The following is a 17,820-nucleotide window of genomic DNA, read 5'->3' on the forward strand; positions in this document are numbered from 1 at the left end:
TAACAAACATTAGGGCGATAATGTCGTTTTTATCATTTTATCTATTACAACGCGCGCCGAAATCCAATCGCACGCAAAACATGGGCGCGTGTTACCACTTCATCGCCAGCCAAATCCGCCAATGTTCGCGCTACACGCAAAATACGATGAAAACTTCGTGCTGATAAACTTAATTTTTCCAACATTTCGCCCAGTGCATTTTTGGCTTCGGGGCTGATATTTGCCAATGTATCCAATTCGGTGGGATTGAGTGCGGCATTGGTTTTGCCTTGTCGCGCCAATTGTTTGGTGCGGGCAGCCTGAACACGTTGCAACACGGTTGCGCTGTCTTCGCCCATTTGCGCGTTGATTAAATCGGCGGCAGGTAGCGCAGGCACTTCAATCGTCAAATCAATGCGGTCAAGCAAGGGACCTGAAATGCGGTCGCGGTATCGTTGCACCGCATCGGGCGTGCAGCGACAAGGTTTGGCTGGGTGTCCCAAATAACCGCATGGACAGGGATTCATCGCCGCAACCAATTGAAATTGGGCAGGATAAGTTGCTTGTCGGCTGGCGCGTGAAATATGAATTTCGCCACTTTCCAATGGTTCGCGCAACATTTCCAATACTTTGCGGTCAAATTCAGGCAACTCGTCCAAAAATAATACGCCGTGATGCGCTAGAGAAATTTCCCCAGGTTTGGGGTCTGAACCACCGCCAACCAATGCGGCTGCGCTGGCGGAATGATGTGGACTGCGAAACGGGCGGCGTGCATCGTTCAGGCAGCCTGAAAAATTCGGTAACAAAGAACGCAATGCCCACACGGAAATCAATTCTTCATCGGATAAAGGCGGCAAAATAGACGGCAAACGTTGCGCGAGCATGGATTTTCCCGTCCCCGGTGGACCCATCATCAATAAACTGTGTCCGCCTGCCGCAGCAATTTCCAATGCTAAACGCGCGGTGTGTTGCCCTTTAACATCGCGTAAATCGGGTAATTGTGTGTTTTCAGGCTGCCTGAAAAATTCGGGTGGACGTTGTGGCGACAAAGGTTGTGTGCCATTTAAATGCGCGGCAACTTGGCTCAAACTGCTGGCACCGAATACGCAAATGTCGCCAATTACAGCAGCTGCGGCAGCATTTTCCTGCGGCAACATAAACGCACGATTGGCTTGTTTGCCTTGCCACGCCATTGCCAACGCGCCCCGTACAGGACGCAGCGCACCCGATAATGCCAATTCGCCTGCAAACTCATAATCTGCCAACGCATCGGGCGCGATTTGTGCCGATGCGGCGAGAATGCCCACTGCAATCGGTAAATCAAAACGAGCGGATTCTTTGGGTAAATCGGCTGGCGCAAGATTGACGGTAATTTTTTGTGCGGGAAAATCAAAGCCACTTTGAATGATGGCGGCACGAACACGGTCGCGGCTTTCCTTCACTTCGGTATCAGGTAAACCGACCAAATTGAATTGTGGCAAACCGTTGGCGAGATGGACTTCCACTTCCACCAAGGGCGCGTTCATGCCACTTAATGCGCGGCTATTGACGATGGCAAAGCTCATTCAGGCTGCCTTATGCTTGTTCGTTTGGTGTTTCGGTTTCGCCTAATTTGGCTTCTAATGCAGCGATTTTAGCTTCCAATTCCACTAATTTGATGCGCGTTTTAATCAGGATTTGCTGTTGCACATCAAATTCTTCGCGTGTAATCAAATCCATTTTGTTGAACGCGCCACTCATCATGGCTTTGGCGTTTTTCTCCATGTCTTTCAAAGGGCTATTGGCGAGTGTATCGCTGATTTTGTTGGTGGCTTCTTCAAAGAGTTGTTTGGCAATCATATTATGCTTTCTGGCAGAATCATATTTTTCAGGCTGCATTTATCATGAATAGGATATCAGGCAGCCTGAAAATCTCAATATATCAATTTTATGTATTTTTCAGGCTGCTTTTTTTCACACAATCTTCAAAAGACAGCCTGAAAACATTACAAACCTGCAGCAGCTTTCAAAACAGCTGCTTTGTCGGTTTTTTCCCAAGTAAATTCAGGTTCTTCTCGACCAAAATGTCCGTAAGCGGCTGATTTGGAATAAATTGGGCGCATCAAATCCAGCATTTGAATGATGCCTTTGGGGCGCAAATCAAAATGTTCGCGTACCAATGCAATCAATTCAGCTTCATTTAATTTACCTGTGCCAAACGTGTCAATGGCGATGGAAGTCGGTTCTGCCACGCCAATCGCATACGATACTTGGATTTGGCATTGTGTCGCCAAACCTGCGGCAACGATGTTTTTGGCAACATAACGGCAAGCGTAGGCAGCGGAACGGTCCACTTTGCTGGGGTCTTTGCCTGAAAACGCGCCGCCGCCGTGTGGAGCTGCACCGCCGTAGGTATCCACAATGATTTTGCGTCCTGTTAAACCGCAATCGCCTTGTGGTCCACCAATTACAAAACGACCTGTTGGGTTAATCAAATATTTGGTTTCGGCTGTCAGCATTTCGGCGGGCAATACAGGCTTGATGATATGTTCTTTGACGGCTTCGCACAAATCTTCGTGGCTGATGCTGGGGTCGTGTTGGGTAGACAATACGATGGTATCAATGCGTTTGACTTTGCCTGTTTCGCTGTCGTACACACAAGTTAATTGTGCTTTGGCATCGGGGCGCAACCATGGCAATAAGCCACTTTTACGAACTTCGCTTTGGCGTTGCATCAGGCGATGGCTGTAATAAATGGCAAATGGCATTAATGTGGGTGTTTCATCGCAAGCATAACCAAACATTAAGCCTTGGTCGCCAGCACCTTGGTTTAAGTCAATGCCTTCGCCTTCATTGACGCCTTGCGCGATGTCAGGCGATTGTTGGTCGTAACACATCATCACAGCGCAACCGTTGGCATCAAAGCCCATATCGGAAGAATTGTAGCCAATGCGAGTAATGGTTTCGCGTGCTACTTTGATGTAATCTACTTGTGCGCTGGTGGTTACTTCGCCAGCCAATACGCACAAACCTGTATTGACCAATGTTTCGGCAGCAACACGCGCTTTGGGGTCTTGTGCCAAAATCGCATCTAAAATTGCATCGGAAATTTGGTCAGCAACTTTGTCTGGGTGTCCTTCGGATACGGATTCTGATGTGAATAAATATTCGCTCATAATTGGGAAATGCTTTCGTGTAGTTGAATAAGGAGTTTCAGGCTGCATTAGCATGACTTTGGTTAAAAATAGGCAGCCTGAAAGAAAAAATTTGAAATGGTAAGGATAGCCTTATCTGTTTTATTTGTCTATATTTTAGGAGCTAATGATAATTTGGGTATGATTGAATTTTGCGCTAAATTCGCTTTATTTCTCTTTATTATTTGACGATTTTGCCTGAAAAAACACTATCACTGTACTTTTAGAACTTGTGTTCGTAAGATTGATAGCTTGATTTTATTGTCAATTCATGCGAATACAAGGCGGCTTCCCACGCCAATATTGAACATATTGGCGTGGGAAGCCAACGCAGTAGTCGTATGAAGTGGCGATAAAAGCAAGCTATTAAGATTATGAACACAGGTTCTTAATTCAATCCCTATCTTTTCAGGCTGCCTAATATTCATCCACAACATTTCTTAACAAAAATACTTTATGCTGTAAAATAAACATTTTGCGGTATTTTTATCTGATAAAGTATATAAACAATCAAAAGGCAGCCTGAAAATATCATAGTACAAGATTTTTATACTGATACAAGCATTTTCAAAATTGCCCGAGATTCCTTTATACTACACGATATATCAATCTTCTTCTGCAACTGATTAGGAAAAATCATGTATCAACACGTTGAAGCCTATGCTGGCGACCCGATTTTGAGTTTGGTGGAAACTTTTAAACAAGACCCACGCCCCAATAAAATTAATTTGTCTATTGGGATTTATTTTGACAATGAAGGCAAAATGCCATTGCCCGAAAGCGTTCGCGTTGCAAGTGAAAGATTGGGCATTAAAACGCAAGCGTATTTGCCGATGGAAGGACATGCAGGTTTTCGTGAGCAGCTTGGTCAATTAATGTTGGGTGCGGATAATCCTGCATTACAAGCCAAGCGCGTTGCTGTTGTCCAAACTTTGGGTGGTTCAGGCGCATTGCGTTTGGGTGCAGATTTTATTCATCGCTGGTTTCCCAATGCCAAATTGCATGTCAGCGACCCGACTTGGGATAATCATCGTGGCATTTTCATGGGCGCAGGTTTTACGGTTGAAACGTATCCTTATTATGATGCGGCAACCATTGGTGTGAAATTTGATGAAATGTGTGCTTATTTGCAAGGGCTGCCTGAAAACGATGTTGTTTTGCTGCATCCGTGTTGCCACAATCCAACTGGTGTAGATTTATCAGTAGAACAATGGGATACGGTGTTGAAAATTGTTGCAGAACGCAAATTGATTCCATTTATGGATATTGCATACATGGGCTTTGGCGATACTTTTGATAGTGATGCGTATGCTATTCGCCGTGCGGTTGATTTAAATTTACCTGTATTTGCTAGCTGTTCATTTTCCAAAAATATGTCTTTATATGGACAACGTACAGGCGGTTTATTGGTACTTGCGGCAACGGCTGATGAAGCAGAACTGATTTTGGGACAAATGAAATTAACCGTGCGCCGTATGTATTCTAGTCCACCAGCGCAGGGTGGCTTAACAGCATACAATGTATTATCCGATGCAGATTTGTCGGCGCAATGGCAAAATGAAGTGTATGAAATGCGCGACCGTATTCGTGCTATGCGACAAAAATTATATGATGTATTGAGTGCAAGGCAGCCTGAAAAGGATTACAGTTATTTTATCAGACAACGTGGTATGTTCAGTTACACGGGGTTGAGCGTGGCACAAGTGCATCGTTTGCGTGATGAATTTGCGATTTATGTGCTGGACACAGGTCGCTTGTGTATCGCAGGATTGAACGACAGCAATATTGATACCGTAGCCAATGCGCTGGCAACTGTATTTGCAGAATAAAAATCTGTATTGAGTTGATAAGTGTTTCAAATGATTAAACAATATGGATTTTAAAATAAGGCAGCCTGAAAACAAATTATCTATCTTTTCAGGCTGCCTTTTTTCAAAACAAAGGAAAAATCATGATTTCTAAACAATCACTTTTAAATTTATCCTTGCAAGAAGCGGTAATCACAACTTTGTTGATGATTGTTGCGATGGGTTACACCATCATTGCACTAGGGTGGATGCCGCATTTATCTATTTTGCTCGCGTTAATCGCATTATTATTGTATGGCTTGGTGCGTGGTGCAAAATGGGAAGAAATGTCCAAACGCATGGCAGCGTCGGTAGAGCAGGGCATGGGTGCGGTGTATTTATTCTTCTTTATTGGCTTACTGGTTTCCGCCTTGATGATGAGTGGCGCGATTCCCACGTTGATGTATTACGGTTTTGGTCTGATTTCCCCTGAATATTTTTATTTATCTGCATTTTTATTGTGCGCCATCATCGGTATCTCCATTGGCAGCAGTTTGACCACTTGTGCGACTGTCGGTGTCGCCTTTATGGGCATGGGCGAAGCGTTTCAGGCTGCCCCTGCCATTACCGCAGGTGCTGTGGTTTCTGGCGCATTTTTTGGCGATAAAATGTCGCCATTGTCTGATACTACGGGTATCGCCGCCACCATCGTAGGCATAGATTTATTTGAACACATCAAAAACATGGCATACACCACCATTCCTGCATTATTGCTGACCGCAGGGTTATTGTTATGGGTAGTACCCGATGTGGGTTCAGGCAGCCTGAACAGCGTGGTTGCCTTGCAAAATCAATTACAAGAAAGCGGTTTGGTACACGGTTATGCATTGTTGCCATTTATTTTATTAGTTGTATTAGCTGTGTGCAGAATCAAATCTATTTTGGCAATGCTGGCAACGATAGCTTTATCTATTGGTATTACCTTTATGCACAGCGCCCCCGATTTGGGACAACTGGGCGGTTGGTTTTTTGGTGGTTATAAATCCGAACACTTGGGCGAAGGAGTGGCACGCCTTATCCAGCGCGGCGGTTTAGAAAGTATGTTTTTCACGCAAACCGTAGTGATTTTGGCATTGAGTTTAGGTGGATTATTGTTTGCCTTGGGCATTATTCCGGCATTATTAGACGCAATGCGCCGTTTTCTCATTACCGCAGGTCGCGCCACATTTTCCGTTGCCATGACATCATTGGGTGTGAACTTACTGATTGGCGAACAATATTTATCTATTTTATTGTCTGGCGAAACCTTCAAACCTGTGTATGACAAACTCGGTTTGCATCACCGTAATTTATCACGCACTTTGGAAGATGCAGGCACTGTCATCAATCCACTCGTACCATGGAGCGTGTGTGGCGTATTTATCGCCAAAGTATTGGGTGTTGGTGTGATGGATTACATGCCATACGCATTTTTCTGCTGGTTGTGTTTATTGCTGACACTAGTGTTTGGTTTCACGGGATTGACGATTAGCAAAGTGAAAAATTAATTGTCATTAATTTAAAGGCAGCCTGAAAAGTTTTCAGGCTGCCTTTATACTCATATACAGCAGGCGTTTCCGTTAAACAACTATAAAAAATTATATATAGTCGCAGAATTGCAAAAGTACTACATGTACTACTTTTATTTCAAATGGTTATGAATAAACTACACATCACTACAATTATTTTTCCTATTCATAAATAAGCAATGAAAAGATAAAAATAGCGTAATCATTAAAAAAATCTACTAAAAAATAGAAATTTAAACTTTGATAAAATTTATTTTCAGGCTGCATTTTCCCGTGTTTTATAAAAAATTAACAGATAAAAATAAAAACAAACTTGCCAATTTCATCAAACTACATTATAAATTACACTTATTTCAGGCATAGGCAGCCTGAAACATGATTTAGCGTATGACATTTCATCGTCCACTCGCTAAAATATCAATAAGCAACATTAAATTTGCTTAACATTCTTAATATCAATCTCAACTCTCAACCCAATCTAAATAGGACACCAAAAAATGGCTGAAAACTATGTAATCTGGTTTGAAAATCTGCGCATGACTGACGTTGAACGCGTAGGCGGCAAAAACGCATCTTTGGGCGAAATGATTTCACAACTGACAAACAAAGGTGTGCGCGTACCAGGTGGTTTTGCTACCACTGCCGAAGCATATCGTGCATTTTTGGCGCACAATGGCTTGCATGAGCGAATTTCTGCGGCATTGGCTGATTTGAATGTGGACGATGTAACCGAATTAACGCGTGTGGGTGCACAAATTCGTCAATGGATTTTGGAAACGCCATTCCCTGAACAACTCAATAATGAGATTGAAGCTGCTTGGAATAAATTGGTAGCGGATGCTGGCACGGATAATATTTCGGTGGCGGTACGTTCTTCGGCAACGGCTGAAGATTTGCCCGATGCTTCTTTTGCAGGTCAGCAAGAAACTTTCTTGAATATCAGTGGCTTGGAGAATGTGAAAGAAGCCATGCATCATGTATTTGCTTCTTTGTATAACGACCGTGCGATTTCGTATCGTGTCCACAAAGGTTTTGAGCATGATGTGGTTGCTTTATCGGCTGGTGTGCAGCGCATGGTGCGTTCGGATAGTGGCGCATCGGGTGTGATGTTCTCGATTGATACCGAAAGTGGTTTTGAAGATGTGGTGTTCATCACTTCATCTTATGGTTTGGGCGAAACGGTGGTACAAGGCGCGGTTAATCCCGATGAATTTTATGTACATAAACCTACGCTGAAAAAAGACAAACCTGCCATTTTGCGCAAAACCATGGGTTCTAAACTCATCAAAATGGTGTTTACCGACAGCGTTCAGGCTGGCAAATCGGTACAAACGGTTGATGTGCCTGTTGAAGAGCGCAAACTATTTTCTATCAACAATGAAGAAATCACCGAATTGGCAAAATATGCCATGATTATTGAAGAACATTACGGTCGCCCAATGGATATTGAATGGGGTCGTGATGGAGTTGATGGCAAATTGTACATTTTGCAAGCGCGTCCTGAAACCGTGAAATCGCAAGAAAAAGCGGCTGGTAATGTGTTGCGCCGTTATTCTATTAAAGGCGAGCGCAAAGTATTGACACAAGGTCGTGCGATTGGTCAAAAAGCAGGCAAAGGCGTGGTACGCATTATTCAAGATGCTTCAGAAATGCACTTGGTGCAAGCAGGCGATATTTTGGTTACCGATATGACTGACCCTGATTGGGAACCTGTAATGAAACGTGCGGCGGCGATTGTAACCAATCGTGGTGGTCGCACTTGCCACGCAGCAATTATTGCGCGTGAATTGGGCATTCCTGCGGTTGTGGGTTGCGGCGATGCGACTGATAAACTGCAATCTGGTGCAGAGGTTACTGTATCTTGCGCGGAAGGCGATACAGGTTTCATTTACGAAGGTTTGTTGGATGTGAATGTAACTGAAGTTTCACTTGACCACATGCCAAAATCGCCAGCTAAAATCATGATGAACGTGGGTAATCCAGAAATGGCATTCACGTTTACCAATTTGCCAAGTGAAGGCATTGGTTTGGCACGCATGGAATTTATCATCAACCGTCAAATTGGTATCCACCCATACGCTTTGTTGAAATTTGATGAACAAGAACCTGAATTGAAAGCAGAAATCAAAGAACGCATTGCAGGTTATGCATCGCCAGTTGATTTTTATGTAGATAAAATTGCCGAAGGCGTGGCAACTTTGGCGGCTTCTGCTTATCCGAAAAAAGTTATCGTGCGTATGTCCGATTTCAAATCCAATGAATATGCAGGTTTATTGGGTGGCGATAAATACGAACCACACGAAGAAAACCCAATGTTGGGCTTCCGTGGCGCAGCACGTTATATTTCGGAAGATTTCAAACCAGCATTTGCGTTGGAATGTCGCGCATTGAAATATGTGCGTGATGAAATGGGTTTGACCAATGTGGAAATCATGATTCCATTTGTTCGCACGCTTGCCGAAGCAGAAGAAGTAATTAAAGTATTGAAAGAAAATGGTTTGGAACGTGGCAAAAACGGCTTACGCTTGATTATGATGTGCGAAGTGCCAAGTAATGCCTTGTTAGCCGAGCAATTCTTGAAATATTTTGACGGTTTCTCCATCGGCTCTAACGACATGACTCAACTGACTTTAGGCGTTGACCGTGATAGTGGTGGACCTATCGCCAGCACATTTGATGAGCGCAATGCTGCGGTTAAAGTTATGTTGCATTTGGCAATTTCCACTTGTCGCCGTTTGAACAAATACATCGGTATTTGCGGGCAAGGTCCATCTGACCACAAAGATTTTGCCAAATGGTTGGTGGAAGAAGGCATTGAAACCTTGTCGCTCAATCCAGATACCGTTGTGGAAACTTGGTTGTATTTGGCAGAGGAATTAGGTGAAAAATCAGAAGCCTAATGCAGCCTAAAATCTAAAATAGGCAGCCTGAAAAAGTATATTTTCAGGCTGCCTTTGAATATTTACGCAACTCAAATCAAAATTCCACTATAATCTTATTTTCTATTTCACACCAAATGGTTAAGCTATGTTGCAATATCTTTATTATTTAGTTTATATGTTCACAGGTATGTTGATGACCATTTTGTTTGCCATCGCTTATGTTCGCATCACGCCTGCGAGAGAATTGTATTTAATTCAACAAGGTAATCTTGCTTGCGCTTTATCATTGGGTGGAGCAATCATTGGTTTTTGTATCGCATTGGTTTCTGCGATGACCCATAGTTTTAGCCTACTCAATTTCGTATTATGGGGATTGGGTGCATCGGTGGTACAAATTGGTGTCTATTTCGCTGCTAGTAAAATTATTCATAATGTAGCCAATGAGTTAGAAAACAATAATGTTGCTGTTGGTGCATTTTGCTGTGCTTTATCCATAGCGATTGGTTTGCTTAATGCCGCATGTTTAGTGAGCTGAAATAAAATGCTTTTCAGGCTGCCTTTTATATTGACGGCAGCCTGAAAACAAGAGTTTATCTTTGTGAAATATAATCTTCTTTACTTCTTTACAAAGATGAACTTTGACTGAAAAATTAAAATATAAGGAAAACATGATGTTTGATTTTATCCGCAAGCAATTTATTGATGTCATCCAATGGGAAAATCCCAGCGAAGAAACGTTGGTGTGGCGTTTCCCTGTTGCCGACCAAGAAATTCAAAATGGCGCGAGTCTAACCGTGCGCGAAAGCCAAATGGCGATGTTTGTCAATGAAGGCGTAACCGCAGATGTGTTTGCCGCAGGGCGTTATACCTTGAACACGCAAACCTTGCCGATTTTGACTAACTTGAAAAACTGGGATAAATTTTTTGAATCTCCATTTAAATCAGATGTTTATTTTTTCAATACACGCCAACAAATCGGCAGACGTTGGGGCACGGCACAACCTGTAACTGTGCGTGATACCGATTTTGGCATTGTGCAACTGCGTTCATTCGGTATGTATTCGTATCGCATTGCAGACCCAGCTTTGTTTTTTAAAGAAATTTCGGGTGTGGTAGAAACGTATTCAGGTGAACAGTTAGAATCACAACTGAAAAATATTTCAGTCACCCAACTGGCAACAGCGTTTGGCACATCGGGCATTCCATTTTTGGATATGGCGGCGAACCAAGTTTTATTGTCGCAAAAAATGACCGAATTACTGAAACCTGAATTTGCCAAATTGGGTTTGGCATTGGAAAATTTCACGGTGGAAAGCGTAACGCTGCCTGAAAACGTACAAAAAGCCTTAGATAGTCGCATGAGTATGGGCGTGATTGGCGATTTGAACCAATACACCAAATATCAAACGGCACAAGCGATTCCGATGGCGGCACAAAACGAAGGTGGTTTGGCTGGCATTGGCGCAGGTTTGGGCGTGGGTGCAGGCATTGGACAAGCGATGGCTGGCGCAATGGCAAGCATGATGCAGCCGCAAACTGCGCCACAAGAACCATCTGCAACAACGGTGGCTCCTGCTGCGGAAGACCCACAAGCGAAATTAACTAAATTAAAAAATTTATTAGATAATAGATTGATTTCACAAGAAGATTTTGATGCAGCAAAAGCGGAAGTATTAAAACAATTGATTGGCTAATTATTGTATCCAATCAATAGGCAGCCTGAAAATAGGAAATGACTATTTTCAGGCTGCCTTATATTTATGAACGTGGATGATATTGATTGACCACATTTTTTAAGCGTTCATTTGCCACATGCGTGTAAATTTGCGTGGTAGAAATATCCGCGTGTCCCAATAATAGCTGCACCACGCGCAAGTCCGCGCCGTGATTGACCAAATGTGTGGCAAAAGCATGACGCAAACTGTGTGGCGAAACATGGCTGCCCATGCCTACTTGTTCAGCGTATTTTTTGACCGCTATCCATGCCAACTGGCGGCTAATTTTGACTTTTTTTTGCGAGACAAATACCGCATCGCATTTTTGTCCCTTTAACAAAGAAGGTCGTGCTTGTTGCAGGTATTTTTCCAGCCAAAAAATTGCTTCTTCGCCCAATGGCACAATGCGCTGTTTGTCGCCCTTGCCGATAATATTGACCAAGCCACTGTTTAAATTGATTTCATCTAGTCGTAAATTAACCGCCTCACTCACGCGCAAACCCGTTGCATACATCAATTCCAACAAGGCTTTATCACGCAAACCATGTGGTGTGGTAACATCTGGCGCGGCAAGCAGAGCATCAATATGATGTTCAGTAATAATGGGCGGCAACAATCGTTCGGCTTTGCTTGCTTGCAAATCATGACAGGGATTGTCCGTGCGCTGCTCGGTTTCTTCTAACCAGCCATATAATCGTTTACAGGCGGATAAGGCGCGCGCTTGTGAACGCGGTTTTTCGTCAGCAATATAAATGGCGGCAGCGAGAGCCACGCTATCAGCAGAGAAAAAAGTGTGCTGATGGGTTTGCAAACGTGCGGCAATTTTGAGCAAATCTCGGCGATAAGCGGCAAGGGTATTGTGCGATAGGCGTTCTTGCAACCACAAATGGTCAAGTAAGCGGTCAATGTATTCAAGTTGGGAAGACATGGTTTTCAGGCTGCCTATTAATATTGTAAACAATATATGATTCAAAAAAAGGCAGCCTGAAAAATACATCAAACAGCCTTTTATAGCATCTATGTTTTATCTGATTAATTTTGCTCCAATTGTCTGATTTTCCAATCAAACACAAATGTCCCAAATGGCAAAACCGCAGCAAATAAGCCAACCAAAAACCACATAATTGACCAATTTTTCCGATGACAGGTCATCAGTAAAACGACCACAAACGCTAAAAATAACACGCCATGTGCCATACCCACATAAGGCACCAATGCGCCATTGTTGAACATATATTTCATCGGCATTGCCACACAAGTTAGCAGTAAAAACGACACACCTTCGGCAAATCCAACCATTCTCAATATTTTCATATTTTTTATTTGTCCTTAAAAAACCGTGCATTATAACTAAATATAATGATAACGCAAGATTATTAAGGCAGCCTGAAAACAATAAAAAAGCTCAAACAATATTTTGTTTGAGCTTTTTGTGTTGTTGAGCGTTATAAATTATAAGTTAGCTTCAGTATCAACCAAAGAACGGCGAGCCAAAGCCAAGTTTGATTTAGAACGATCCAATACTGAATATAAGAACAAGCCATCATGTTTAGTCAAAGGACGCAACAAATGGTATTGTTTACCCAAAGTAATCAAAATGTCTTCAATGCTGTCTTTCAAACCCAACATTTGCATAGTTTTCATTTTTGCACGCATCACTTCGGTGTTACCCGCAGCAGCGATTTCCAAGTCGATAGCAGCAGAACCGCCACCAGCTAACAGCATGCCACTAGAAAAGTCCACAACGGCAGCAGCTAATGCGCCATCAACGTTCAACATTTGAGATACGGCGTTATCGTAGTTCATTCTTAAAGGCTCCTAATATATAAAAAATCATATTAAACCACCAGAAGGGCAGTCCATCAATATAAAATAAGGTGTATGCTTCAAAAGAAGTTACCGCATAACCTAAAACGGTTACCAGGTTCCCACTTACCAGCTTATTTCTGCTGATTTGTTTTGCTGCCTAGAAACTGGAAAGAATTATAAGACTAGGCGTTGTTTTAGTAAAGTTTATTACAAGATAACAATTTAATCTTAAACTCTAAATGGGTAATTAACGGAAATATTCTATCTGATTTATAGGCTTTAAATTTTATAAAATTACTAAATAATGAGTGGGTTAGCATTTATCTACATTATTTTTTAAGATTGTTTATACTTGTATAATCCAATACGATAGTAATGTAAATATGATAAAATAAAAACAATTTTCTGTTTTTGGTGTTGGCAATTATGCAACACATACTTTTTTCTTTCCTAAATTTACATTTTCATGATTATGCAACAAGATAAAATTTTGATTTTGGATTTCGGCTCGCAAGTTACCCAACTGATTGCACGCCGTGTCCGCGAAGCCCACGTTTACTGCGAATTGCACCCCTATGATATGCCTATTGATGAAATTAAGGCATTTAATCCAAAAGGAATTATTCTTTCAGGCAGCCCACAATCGGTTTACGATGACGCGAATTACCATGCCGATACCGCCTTGTTTGAATTGGACGTACCCGTTTTGGGGATTTGCTACGGCATGCAATTTATGGCGCACCATTTGGGTGGCTCAGTGGAAGCGGGTAATCAGCGCGAATTTGGTTACGCGCAAGTCAAAACCATTGATTGCGAACTCACGCGCGGCATTTTTGACAATCAACCCAATCATTTAGATGTGTGGATGAGTCATGGCGACAAAGTTGTGAAATTGCCTGACGGTTTTGTGGTTATTGGCGACACGCCATCTTGTCCGATTGCGATGATGGAACATGCCGAAAAACAATTCTATGGTATTCAATTCCACCCCGAAGTTACCCACACCAAACAAGGTAAAGCCTTGATTAACCGCTTTGTTTTGGAAATTTGTGGCGCAACACCAAGCTGGACAATGCCCAATTACATTGACGAAGCCATCGCCAAAATCCGCGCCCAAGTCGGCTCGGACGAAGTGATTTTGGGCTTGTCGGGCGGTGTGGACAGTTCGGTGGCGGCAGCCTTGATTCATCGCGCGATTGGCGACCAACTGACTTGCGTTTTCGTAGACCATGGCTTGTTGCGTTTGAACGAAGCGGAAAATGTGATGAATATGTTTGCGCGCAATTTGGGCGTGAAAGTCATTCATGTGGACGCGAGCGAACAATTTATGGCGAAACTCGCTGGCGTAACCGACCCAGAGCGCAAACGCAAAATCATCGGCGCGGAATTTATTGAAGTATTTGACGCAGAAGAGAAAAAATTGACCAACGCCAAATGGTTGGCACAAGGCACGATTTACCCAGACGTGATTGAATCCGCAGGCGCGAAAACCAACAAAGCCCACGCGATTAAATCGCACCACAATGTAGGCGGGCTGCCTGAAAACATGAAATTGCAACTGCTTGAACCTTTGCGCGATTTGTTCAAAGACGAAGTGCGCGAATTGGGCGTGGCATTGGGTTTGCCACGTGAAATGGTGTACCGCCACCCCTTCCCTGGACCGGGTTTGGGCGTGCGGATTTTGGGCGAAGTGAAACGCGAGTATGCCGATTTATTGCGCCAAGCCGATGACATTTTCATTCAAGAATTACGCAATACGTTTAATGACAAAGGCGAATCTTGGTACGATTTGACCAGTCAAGCGTTTGCCGTTTTCCTGCCTGTGAAATCGGTGGGCGTGATGGGCGATGGGCGCACTTATGATTATGTGGTCGCGCTCCGTGCGGTGGTGACCAGCGATTTCATGACGGCGCATTGGGCGGAATTGCCATACAGTTTGCTGGGCAAGGTTTCCAATCGCATTATCAATGAAATCAAAGGGATTAACCGCGTGGTGTATGACGTGAGCGGTAAACCGCCTGCCACGATTGAGTGGGAATAATCTATAAAAATATTCAGGCTGCCTGAAACCTTTGCATAATCCTAAATTTGAGTGTAGTTTAAAATGATGGTATTACAGAATGCACAGGTATCGCATTTAAGATAGACAAACATTCGAGAAATGCATTACAAAGAAATAGATTCAAAGATAAGAGTTTTGCATAGGTTTCAGGCTGCCTTTCATTCAAATTAATACATTTGCACCGTTGCATTTACTGTTTGACGAATTTCACGCTTGCCCGCACTCGTTTGCATCACATCAGTCGCCTGATATTTTGCAGACATATTACGCATGGAAGCCGTCATAGGTGCAGCCATCATCACACTCTCACTATTTTCAAACGATTGATTTAAATCCACACGCACAATTTTATAAGCCGAAAAACCCAACGAACGACTCATATTTTGCGCACGCAGCCTGAAAGCCTGCAATGCCTGCTCACTGGCTTGATTGACTGCATCTTCATGTTTTTTAGGCGAAACCGAGAAATACACATTATCCAACATCGCATCATTCTGACTATCCGCCGCCAATTTGCTCAACGCATCAAAATCCGTACTTTTCACACGAATTTCTGCTGTATCCGTCCAACTTGTAATCACGCGCTTATCATTATATTCAGGATAAACACTGCGATTACCTGATTCCACTTCAAACGTTTTATTACTACGCGCACGCGCCAATACCGCATTGACACGACGACTCACCCTATTACTCACCTCTACACGAGATTTACCCGTTTCCATAACTCGCAACACAATATTCATCGTGTCATTATCCACACTGAAACTCGCACTCTCACGAAATGATAACACGTTATAATGCAGCTCTTCCGCCGCCACAGGTGTGGTAAAAACACCCATTAATAACATTGCTATGCCTATTTTTTTCATCATCGTAATCCTTTAAAAAACAAAAATAAAATTATTCAGGCAGCCTGAAACATTCAAACTTTATCAAAAATAACATTTCACAGCAAACTCATTTCTTCAAAACGTGGTATGATGCGCGACTTTGCAAAACACAACTTTCCATCAATTTATAAAAGGACGAAAGAAATAATATGGCAAAATTAACCGAACAAGACATCATTGCATGGAACGGTCCCGAATCCGACTACATGAATGAAGACCATATGGCATTTTTCCGTGAATTGCTGGTTAAACAACAAGATGAATTAATCAACCGAGCAGATGAGACCACGTCTCATATGCAAGAACACGAAGCCGCACCTGACCCAACAGACCGCGCTTCACAAGAAGAAGAATATGCCTTGGAATTGCGCACACGCGACCGTGAACGCAAACTACTGGCAAAAATTCAAGCATCGTTGCGCGACATTGACGAAGGCGAATACGGATTCTGCCGCGACACAGGTGAACCCATTGGTTTACGTCGCCTGTTGGCGCGTCCAACCGCAACCTTGTCCGTAGAAGCACAAGAACGCCGTGAACAAATGAAAAAACAATTTGCTGACTAAAAATATTAGGCAGCCTGAAAAAATACCCGATAATTGATTTATCGGGTCTTTTCATATTTTCAGGCTGCCTATAAACAAAAACTCTGTAATTATATTTTTGACAAAATTATCATGACCGCACCCAACCACTACGAAAATTTCCCCGTAGGCTCCATCATCCTACCGCGAAAATTGCGCCGCCCCATACATGCTATTTATGCTTTCGCTCGCACTGCAGACGACATTGCCGATGAAGGTAATGCCACCATCGCCCAACGCCAACAACAATTAAATGAATTAAAAACTGAATTAGACCGCATTGCGCAAGGTAGGCTGCCTGAAACCGAACTCATGCAACAACTTTATGAACGTGCCATCACTCCACACCAAATTCCCCTGCAACCATTCTACGACTTACTATCCGCCTTTCATCAAGATACCGGGAAAACACGTTACCAAAATTTCGGCGAATTAGTAGATTACGCACGCCGTTCTGCCAATCCAGTTGGGCGGCTCATGTTGCATCTATATGGCGAGCATCATCCACAATCCATTGCCCAAAGTGATGGCATTTGTACCGCCTTGCAACTTATCAACTTTTGGCAAGATATCGCGATTGATTGGCAAAAAAATCGCGTTTATCTGCCACAAGATGATATGCAAAAATTCAACGTTAGCGAAACAGACATTGCCGCAAATAAAATCACACCTCAACTACGCAAACTGATTGCGTATGAATGCAATAAAGCACGCAAAATGCTTCACGCAGGCGCACCACTTGGCAAAACGCTTAAAGGAAGATTAGGTTTTGAATTACGGATGATTATTTTAGGTGGCGATTGCATCTTACAAAAAATGGCTGAAAACCACTATGATGTATTTTTACAACGCCCAGCACTAGACAAACGCGATTGGCTGATATTAATTAAACGCGCTTTTTTAAAGAAATAAAATTCTAATCTAATTAAGAATATGAAAATATTGTTTTAAAAATTGACCCTAAATCCTAGTTTTGTTTGTTAAACATGCCTATTTATCATAGATAATATTTGCTTAAAAATGCGCAAAATCTACATGTTTTAATAAATTTAACCAAAAACAAGATGATAGTCCTTTGACAAGTCTATTAAAACAGAACATAATTCATCTTGTCCAGTCGCTACAACGGTTGGATATTTCTCCTCTATTTCTCCTTTGTAGACTTTGCGCATACTTTCGAGTATGCGCCTTTTTTTGCTTTATTACTTTGCGCTAAATCAAATAATAAGCATTTAAAAATATTTATATATTATTTTCTTCATTTAAGTTTGGAATAGTAACTTTTAAATATAATTCAAATCAATTATTTAAATTAGAAATTAGCAATGTATTGCTTACACTGTATTATTTTTGCAAACGGAAACCTGT

15 protein-coding genes are annotated in these 17,820 nt (G+C 42.5%); 8 read left to right on the plus strand and 7 right to left on the minus strand.

Annotated features, from left to right (window positions below; genetic code table 11):
* Positions 1-44 precede the first annotated feature (44 nt).
* The 3 genes from MIS45_RS03900 to metK form a co-directional block, all read right to left on the minus strand.
* Positions 45-1,544, minus strand: a complete 1,500-nt coding sequence (locus tag MIS45_RS03900) for a YifB family Mg chelatase-like AAA ATPase (RefSeq protein WP_249451076.1) — start codon at positions 1,542-1,544, stop codon at positions 45-47.
* 10 nt (positions 1,545-1,554) lie between these two features.
* Positions 1,555-1,818: an accessory factor UbiK family protein gene (locus MIS45_RS03905; RefSeq protein ID WP_249443334.1), complete on the minus strand. Its 264-nt coding sequence runs from the start codon at positions 1,816-1,818 to the stop codon at positions 1,555-1,557.
* 146 nt (positions 1,819-1,964) lie between these two features.
* Positions 1,965-3,134: a methionine adenosyltransferase gene (metK, locus tag MIS45_RS03910; RefSeq protein WP_249443336.1), complete on the minus strand. Its 1,170-nt coding sequence runs from the start codon at positions 3,132-3,134 to the stop codon at positions 1,965-1,967.
* A 656-nt stretch (positions 3,135-3,790) separates the two neighbouring features.
* Here metK and MIS45_RS03915 point away from each other — a divergent pair.
* From MIS45_RS03915 to MIS45_RS03935, 5 genes are all read left to right on the plus strand, one after another.
* Positions 3,791-4,981 carry an amino acid aminotransferase gene (locus tag MIS45_RS03915; protein WP_249451077.1) on the plus strand — a complete coding sequence of 397 codons (1,191 nt, stop codon included), beginning with the start codon at positions 3,791-3,793 and terminating at the stop codon, positions 4,979-4,981.
* A gap of 122 nt (positions 4,982-5,103) precedes the next feature.
* Positions 5,104-6,486, plus strand: coding sequence for a Na+/H+ antiporter NhaC (gene nhaC / locus MIS45_RS03920; protein WP_249451078.1), 1,383 nt, complete (start codon positions 5,104-5,106; stop codon positions 6,484-6,486).
* 518 nt (positions 6,487-7,004) lie between these two features.
* The gene (gene ppsA, locus MIS45_RS03925; protein WP_249451079.1) at positions 7,005-9,407 is read left to right on the plus strand and encodes a phosphoenolpyruvate synthase; all 2,403 of its coding nucleotides are present in this window, start codon (positions 7,005-7,007) and stop codon (positions 9,405-9,407) included.
* Positions 9,408-9,534: 127 nt separating this feature from the next.
* Positions 9,535-9,924 carry a DUF350 domain-containing protein gene (locus MIS45_RS03930; protein ID WP_249443341.1) on the plus strand — a complete coding sequence of 130 codons (390 nt, stop codon included), beginning with the start codon at positions 9,535-9,537 and terminating at the stop codon, positions 9,922-9,924.
* A gap of 136 nt (positions 9,925-10,060) precedes the next feature.
* A complete protein-coding gene (locus MIS45_RS03935) occupies positions 10,061-11,083 on the plus strand; it encodes an SPFH domain-containing protein (RefSeq protein WP_249443776.1) in 1,023 nt (340 codons plus the stop codon).
* Positions 11,084-11,147: 64 nt separating this feature from the next.
* On the opposite strand, the gene xerD is transcribed toward MIS45_RS03935, so the two are convergent.
* From xerD to MIS45_RS03950, 3 genes are all read right to left on the minus strand, one after another.
* Positions 11,148-12,032, minus strand: coding sequence for a site-specific tyrosine recombinase XerD (gene xerD / locus MIS45_RS03940; RefSeq protein ID WP_249451080.1), 885 nt, complete (start codon positions 12,030-12,032; stop codon positions 11,148-11,150).
* Positions 12,033-12,136: 104 nt separating this feature from the next.
* A complete protein-coding gene (locus MIS45_RS03945; RefSeq protein WP_249443343.1) occupies positions 12,137-12,418 on the minus strand; it encodes a DUF3817 domain-containing protein in 282 nt (93 codons plus the stop codon).
* Between the two features lie 138 nt (positions 12,419-12,556).
* Positions 12,557-12,910: a hypothetical protein gene (locus MIS45_RS03950; protein WP_249443344.1), complete on the minus strand. Its 354-nt coding sequence runs from the start codon at positions 12,908-12,910 to the stop codon at positions 12,557-12,559.
* A gap of 475 nt (positions 12,911-13,385) precedes the next feature.
* On the opposite strand from MIS45_RS03950, the gene guaA reads away from it, so the two are divergent.
* Entirely contained in the window at positions 13,386-14,954 is a 1,569-nt protein-coding gene (gene guaA / locus MIS45_RS03955) for a glutamine-hydrolyzing GMP synthase (RefSeq protein ID WP_249451331.1), read from the plus strand.
* A gap of 188 nt (positions 14,955-15,142) precedes the next feature.
* On the opposite strand, the gene MIS45_RS03960 is transcribed toward guaA, so the two are convergent.
* Complete coding sequence (locus MIS45_RS03960) at positions 15,143-15,850, minus strand: SIMPL domain-containing protein (RefSeq protein ID WP_249451081.1); 708 nt, start codon at positions 15,848-15,850, stop codon at positions 15,143-15,145.
* A 167-nt stretch (positions 15,851-16,017) separates the two neighbouring features.
* Here MIS45_RS03960 and dksA point away from each other — a divergent pair, with 167 nt between their 5' ends.
* Together dksA and hpnC are read left to right on the plus strand one after the other, a co-directional pair.
* Entirely contained in the window at positions 16,018-16,434 is a 417-nt protein-coding gene (gene dksA, locus MIS45_RS03965) for an RNA polymerase-binding protein DksA (protein WP_249443346.1), read from the plus strand.
* Positions 16,435-16,545: 111 nt separating this feature from the next.
* Positions 16,546-17,364, plus strand: a complete 819-nt coding sequence (hpnC, locus tag MIS45_RS03970; protein ID WP_249451082.1) for a squalene synthase HpnC — start codon at positions 16,546-16,548, stop codon at positions 17,362-17,364.
* Positions 17,365-17,820: the final 456 nt, after the last annotated feature.

Source organism: Wielerella bovis, assembly GCF_022354465.1.
Classification (GTDB): domain Bacteria; phylum Pseudomonadota; class Gammaproteobacteria; order Burkholderiales; family Neisseriaceae; genus Wielerella; species Wielerella bovis.

Excerpts from the sequence above, each read along its gene's own strand:
- MIS45_RS03900 (WP_249451076.1), bottom strand. The coding sequence starts at position 1,544 with ATGAGCTTTGCCATCGTCAATAGCCGCGCATTAAGTGGCATGAACGCG.
- MIS45_RS03905 (WP_249443334.1), bottom strand. The coding sequence starts at position 1,818 with ATGATTGCCAAACAACTCTTTGAAGAAGCCACCAACAAAATCAGCGAT.
- metK (WP_249443336.1), bottom strand. The coding sequence starts at position 3,134 with ATGAGCGAATATTTATTCACATCAGAATCCGTATCCGAAGGACACCCA.
- MIS45_RS03915 (WP_249451077.1), top strand. The coding sequence starts at position 3,791 with ATGTATCAACACGTTGAAGCCTATGCTGGCGACCCGATTTTGAGTTTG.
- nhaC (WP_249451078.1), top strand. The coding sequence starts at position 5,104 with ATGATTTCTAAACAATCACTTTTAAATTTATCCTTGCAAGAAGCGGTA.
- ppsA (WP_249451079.1), top strand. The coding sequence starts at position 7,005 with ATGGCTGAAAACTATGTAATCTGGTTTGAAAATCTGCGCATGACTGAC.
- MIS45_RS03930 (WP_249443341.1), top strand. The coding sequence starts at position 9,535 with ATGTTGCAATATCTTTATTATTTAGTTTATATGTTCACAGGTATGTTG.
- MIS45_RS03935 (WP_249443776.1), top strand. The coding sequence starts at position 10,061 with ATGTTTGATTTTATCCGCAAGCAATTTATTGATGTCATCCAATGGGAA.
- xerD (WP_249451080.1), bottom strand. The coding sequence starts at position 12,032 with ATGTCTTCCCAACTTGAATACATTGACCGCTTACTTGACCATTTGTGG.
- MIS45_RS03945 (WP_249443343.1), bottom strand. The coding sequence starts at position 12,418 with ATGAAAATATTGAGAATGGTTGGATTTGCCGAAGGTGTGTCGTTTTTA.
- MIS45_RS03950 (WP_249443344.1), bottom strand. The coding sequence starts at position 12,910 with ATGAACTACGATAACGCCGTATCTCAAATGTTGAACGTTGATGGCGCA.
- guaA (WP_249451331.1), top strand. The coding sequence starts at position 13,386 with ATGCAACAAGATAAAATTTTGATTTTGGATTTCGGCTCGCAAGTTACC.
- MIS45_RS03960 (WP_249451081.1), bottom strand. The coding sequence starts at position 15,850 with ATGATGAAAAAAATAGGCATAGCAATGTTATTAATGGGTGTTTTTACC.
- dksA (WP_249443346.1), top strand. The coding sequence starts at position 16,018 with ATGGCAAAATTAACCGAACAAGACATCATTGCATGGAACGGTCCCGAA.
- hpnC (WP_249451082.1), top strand. The coding sequence starts at position 16,546 with ATGACCGCACCCAACCACTACGAAAATTTCCCCGTAGGCTCCATCATC.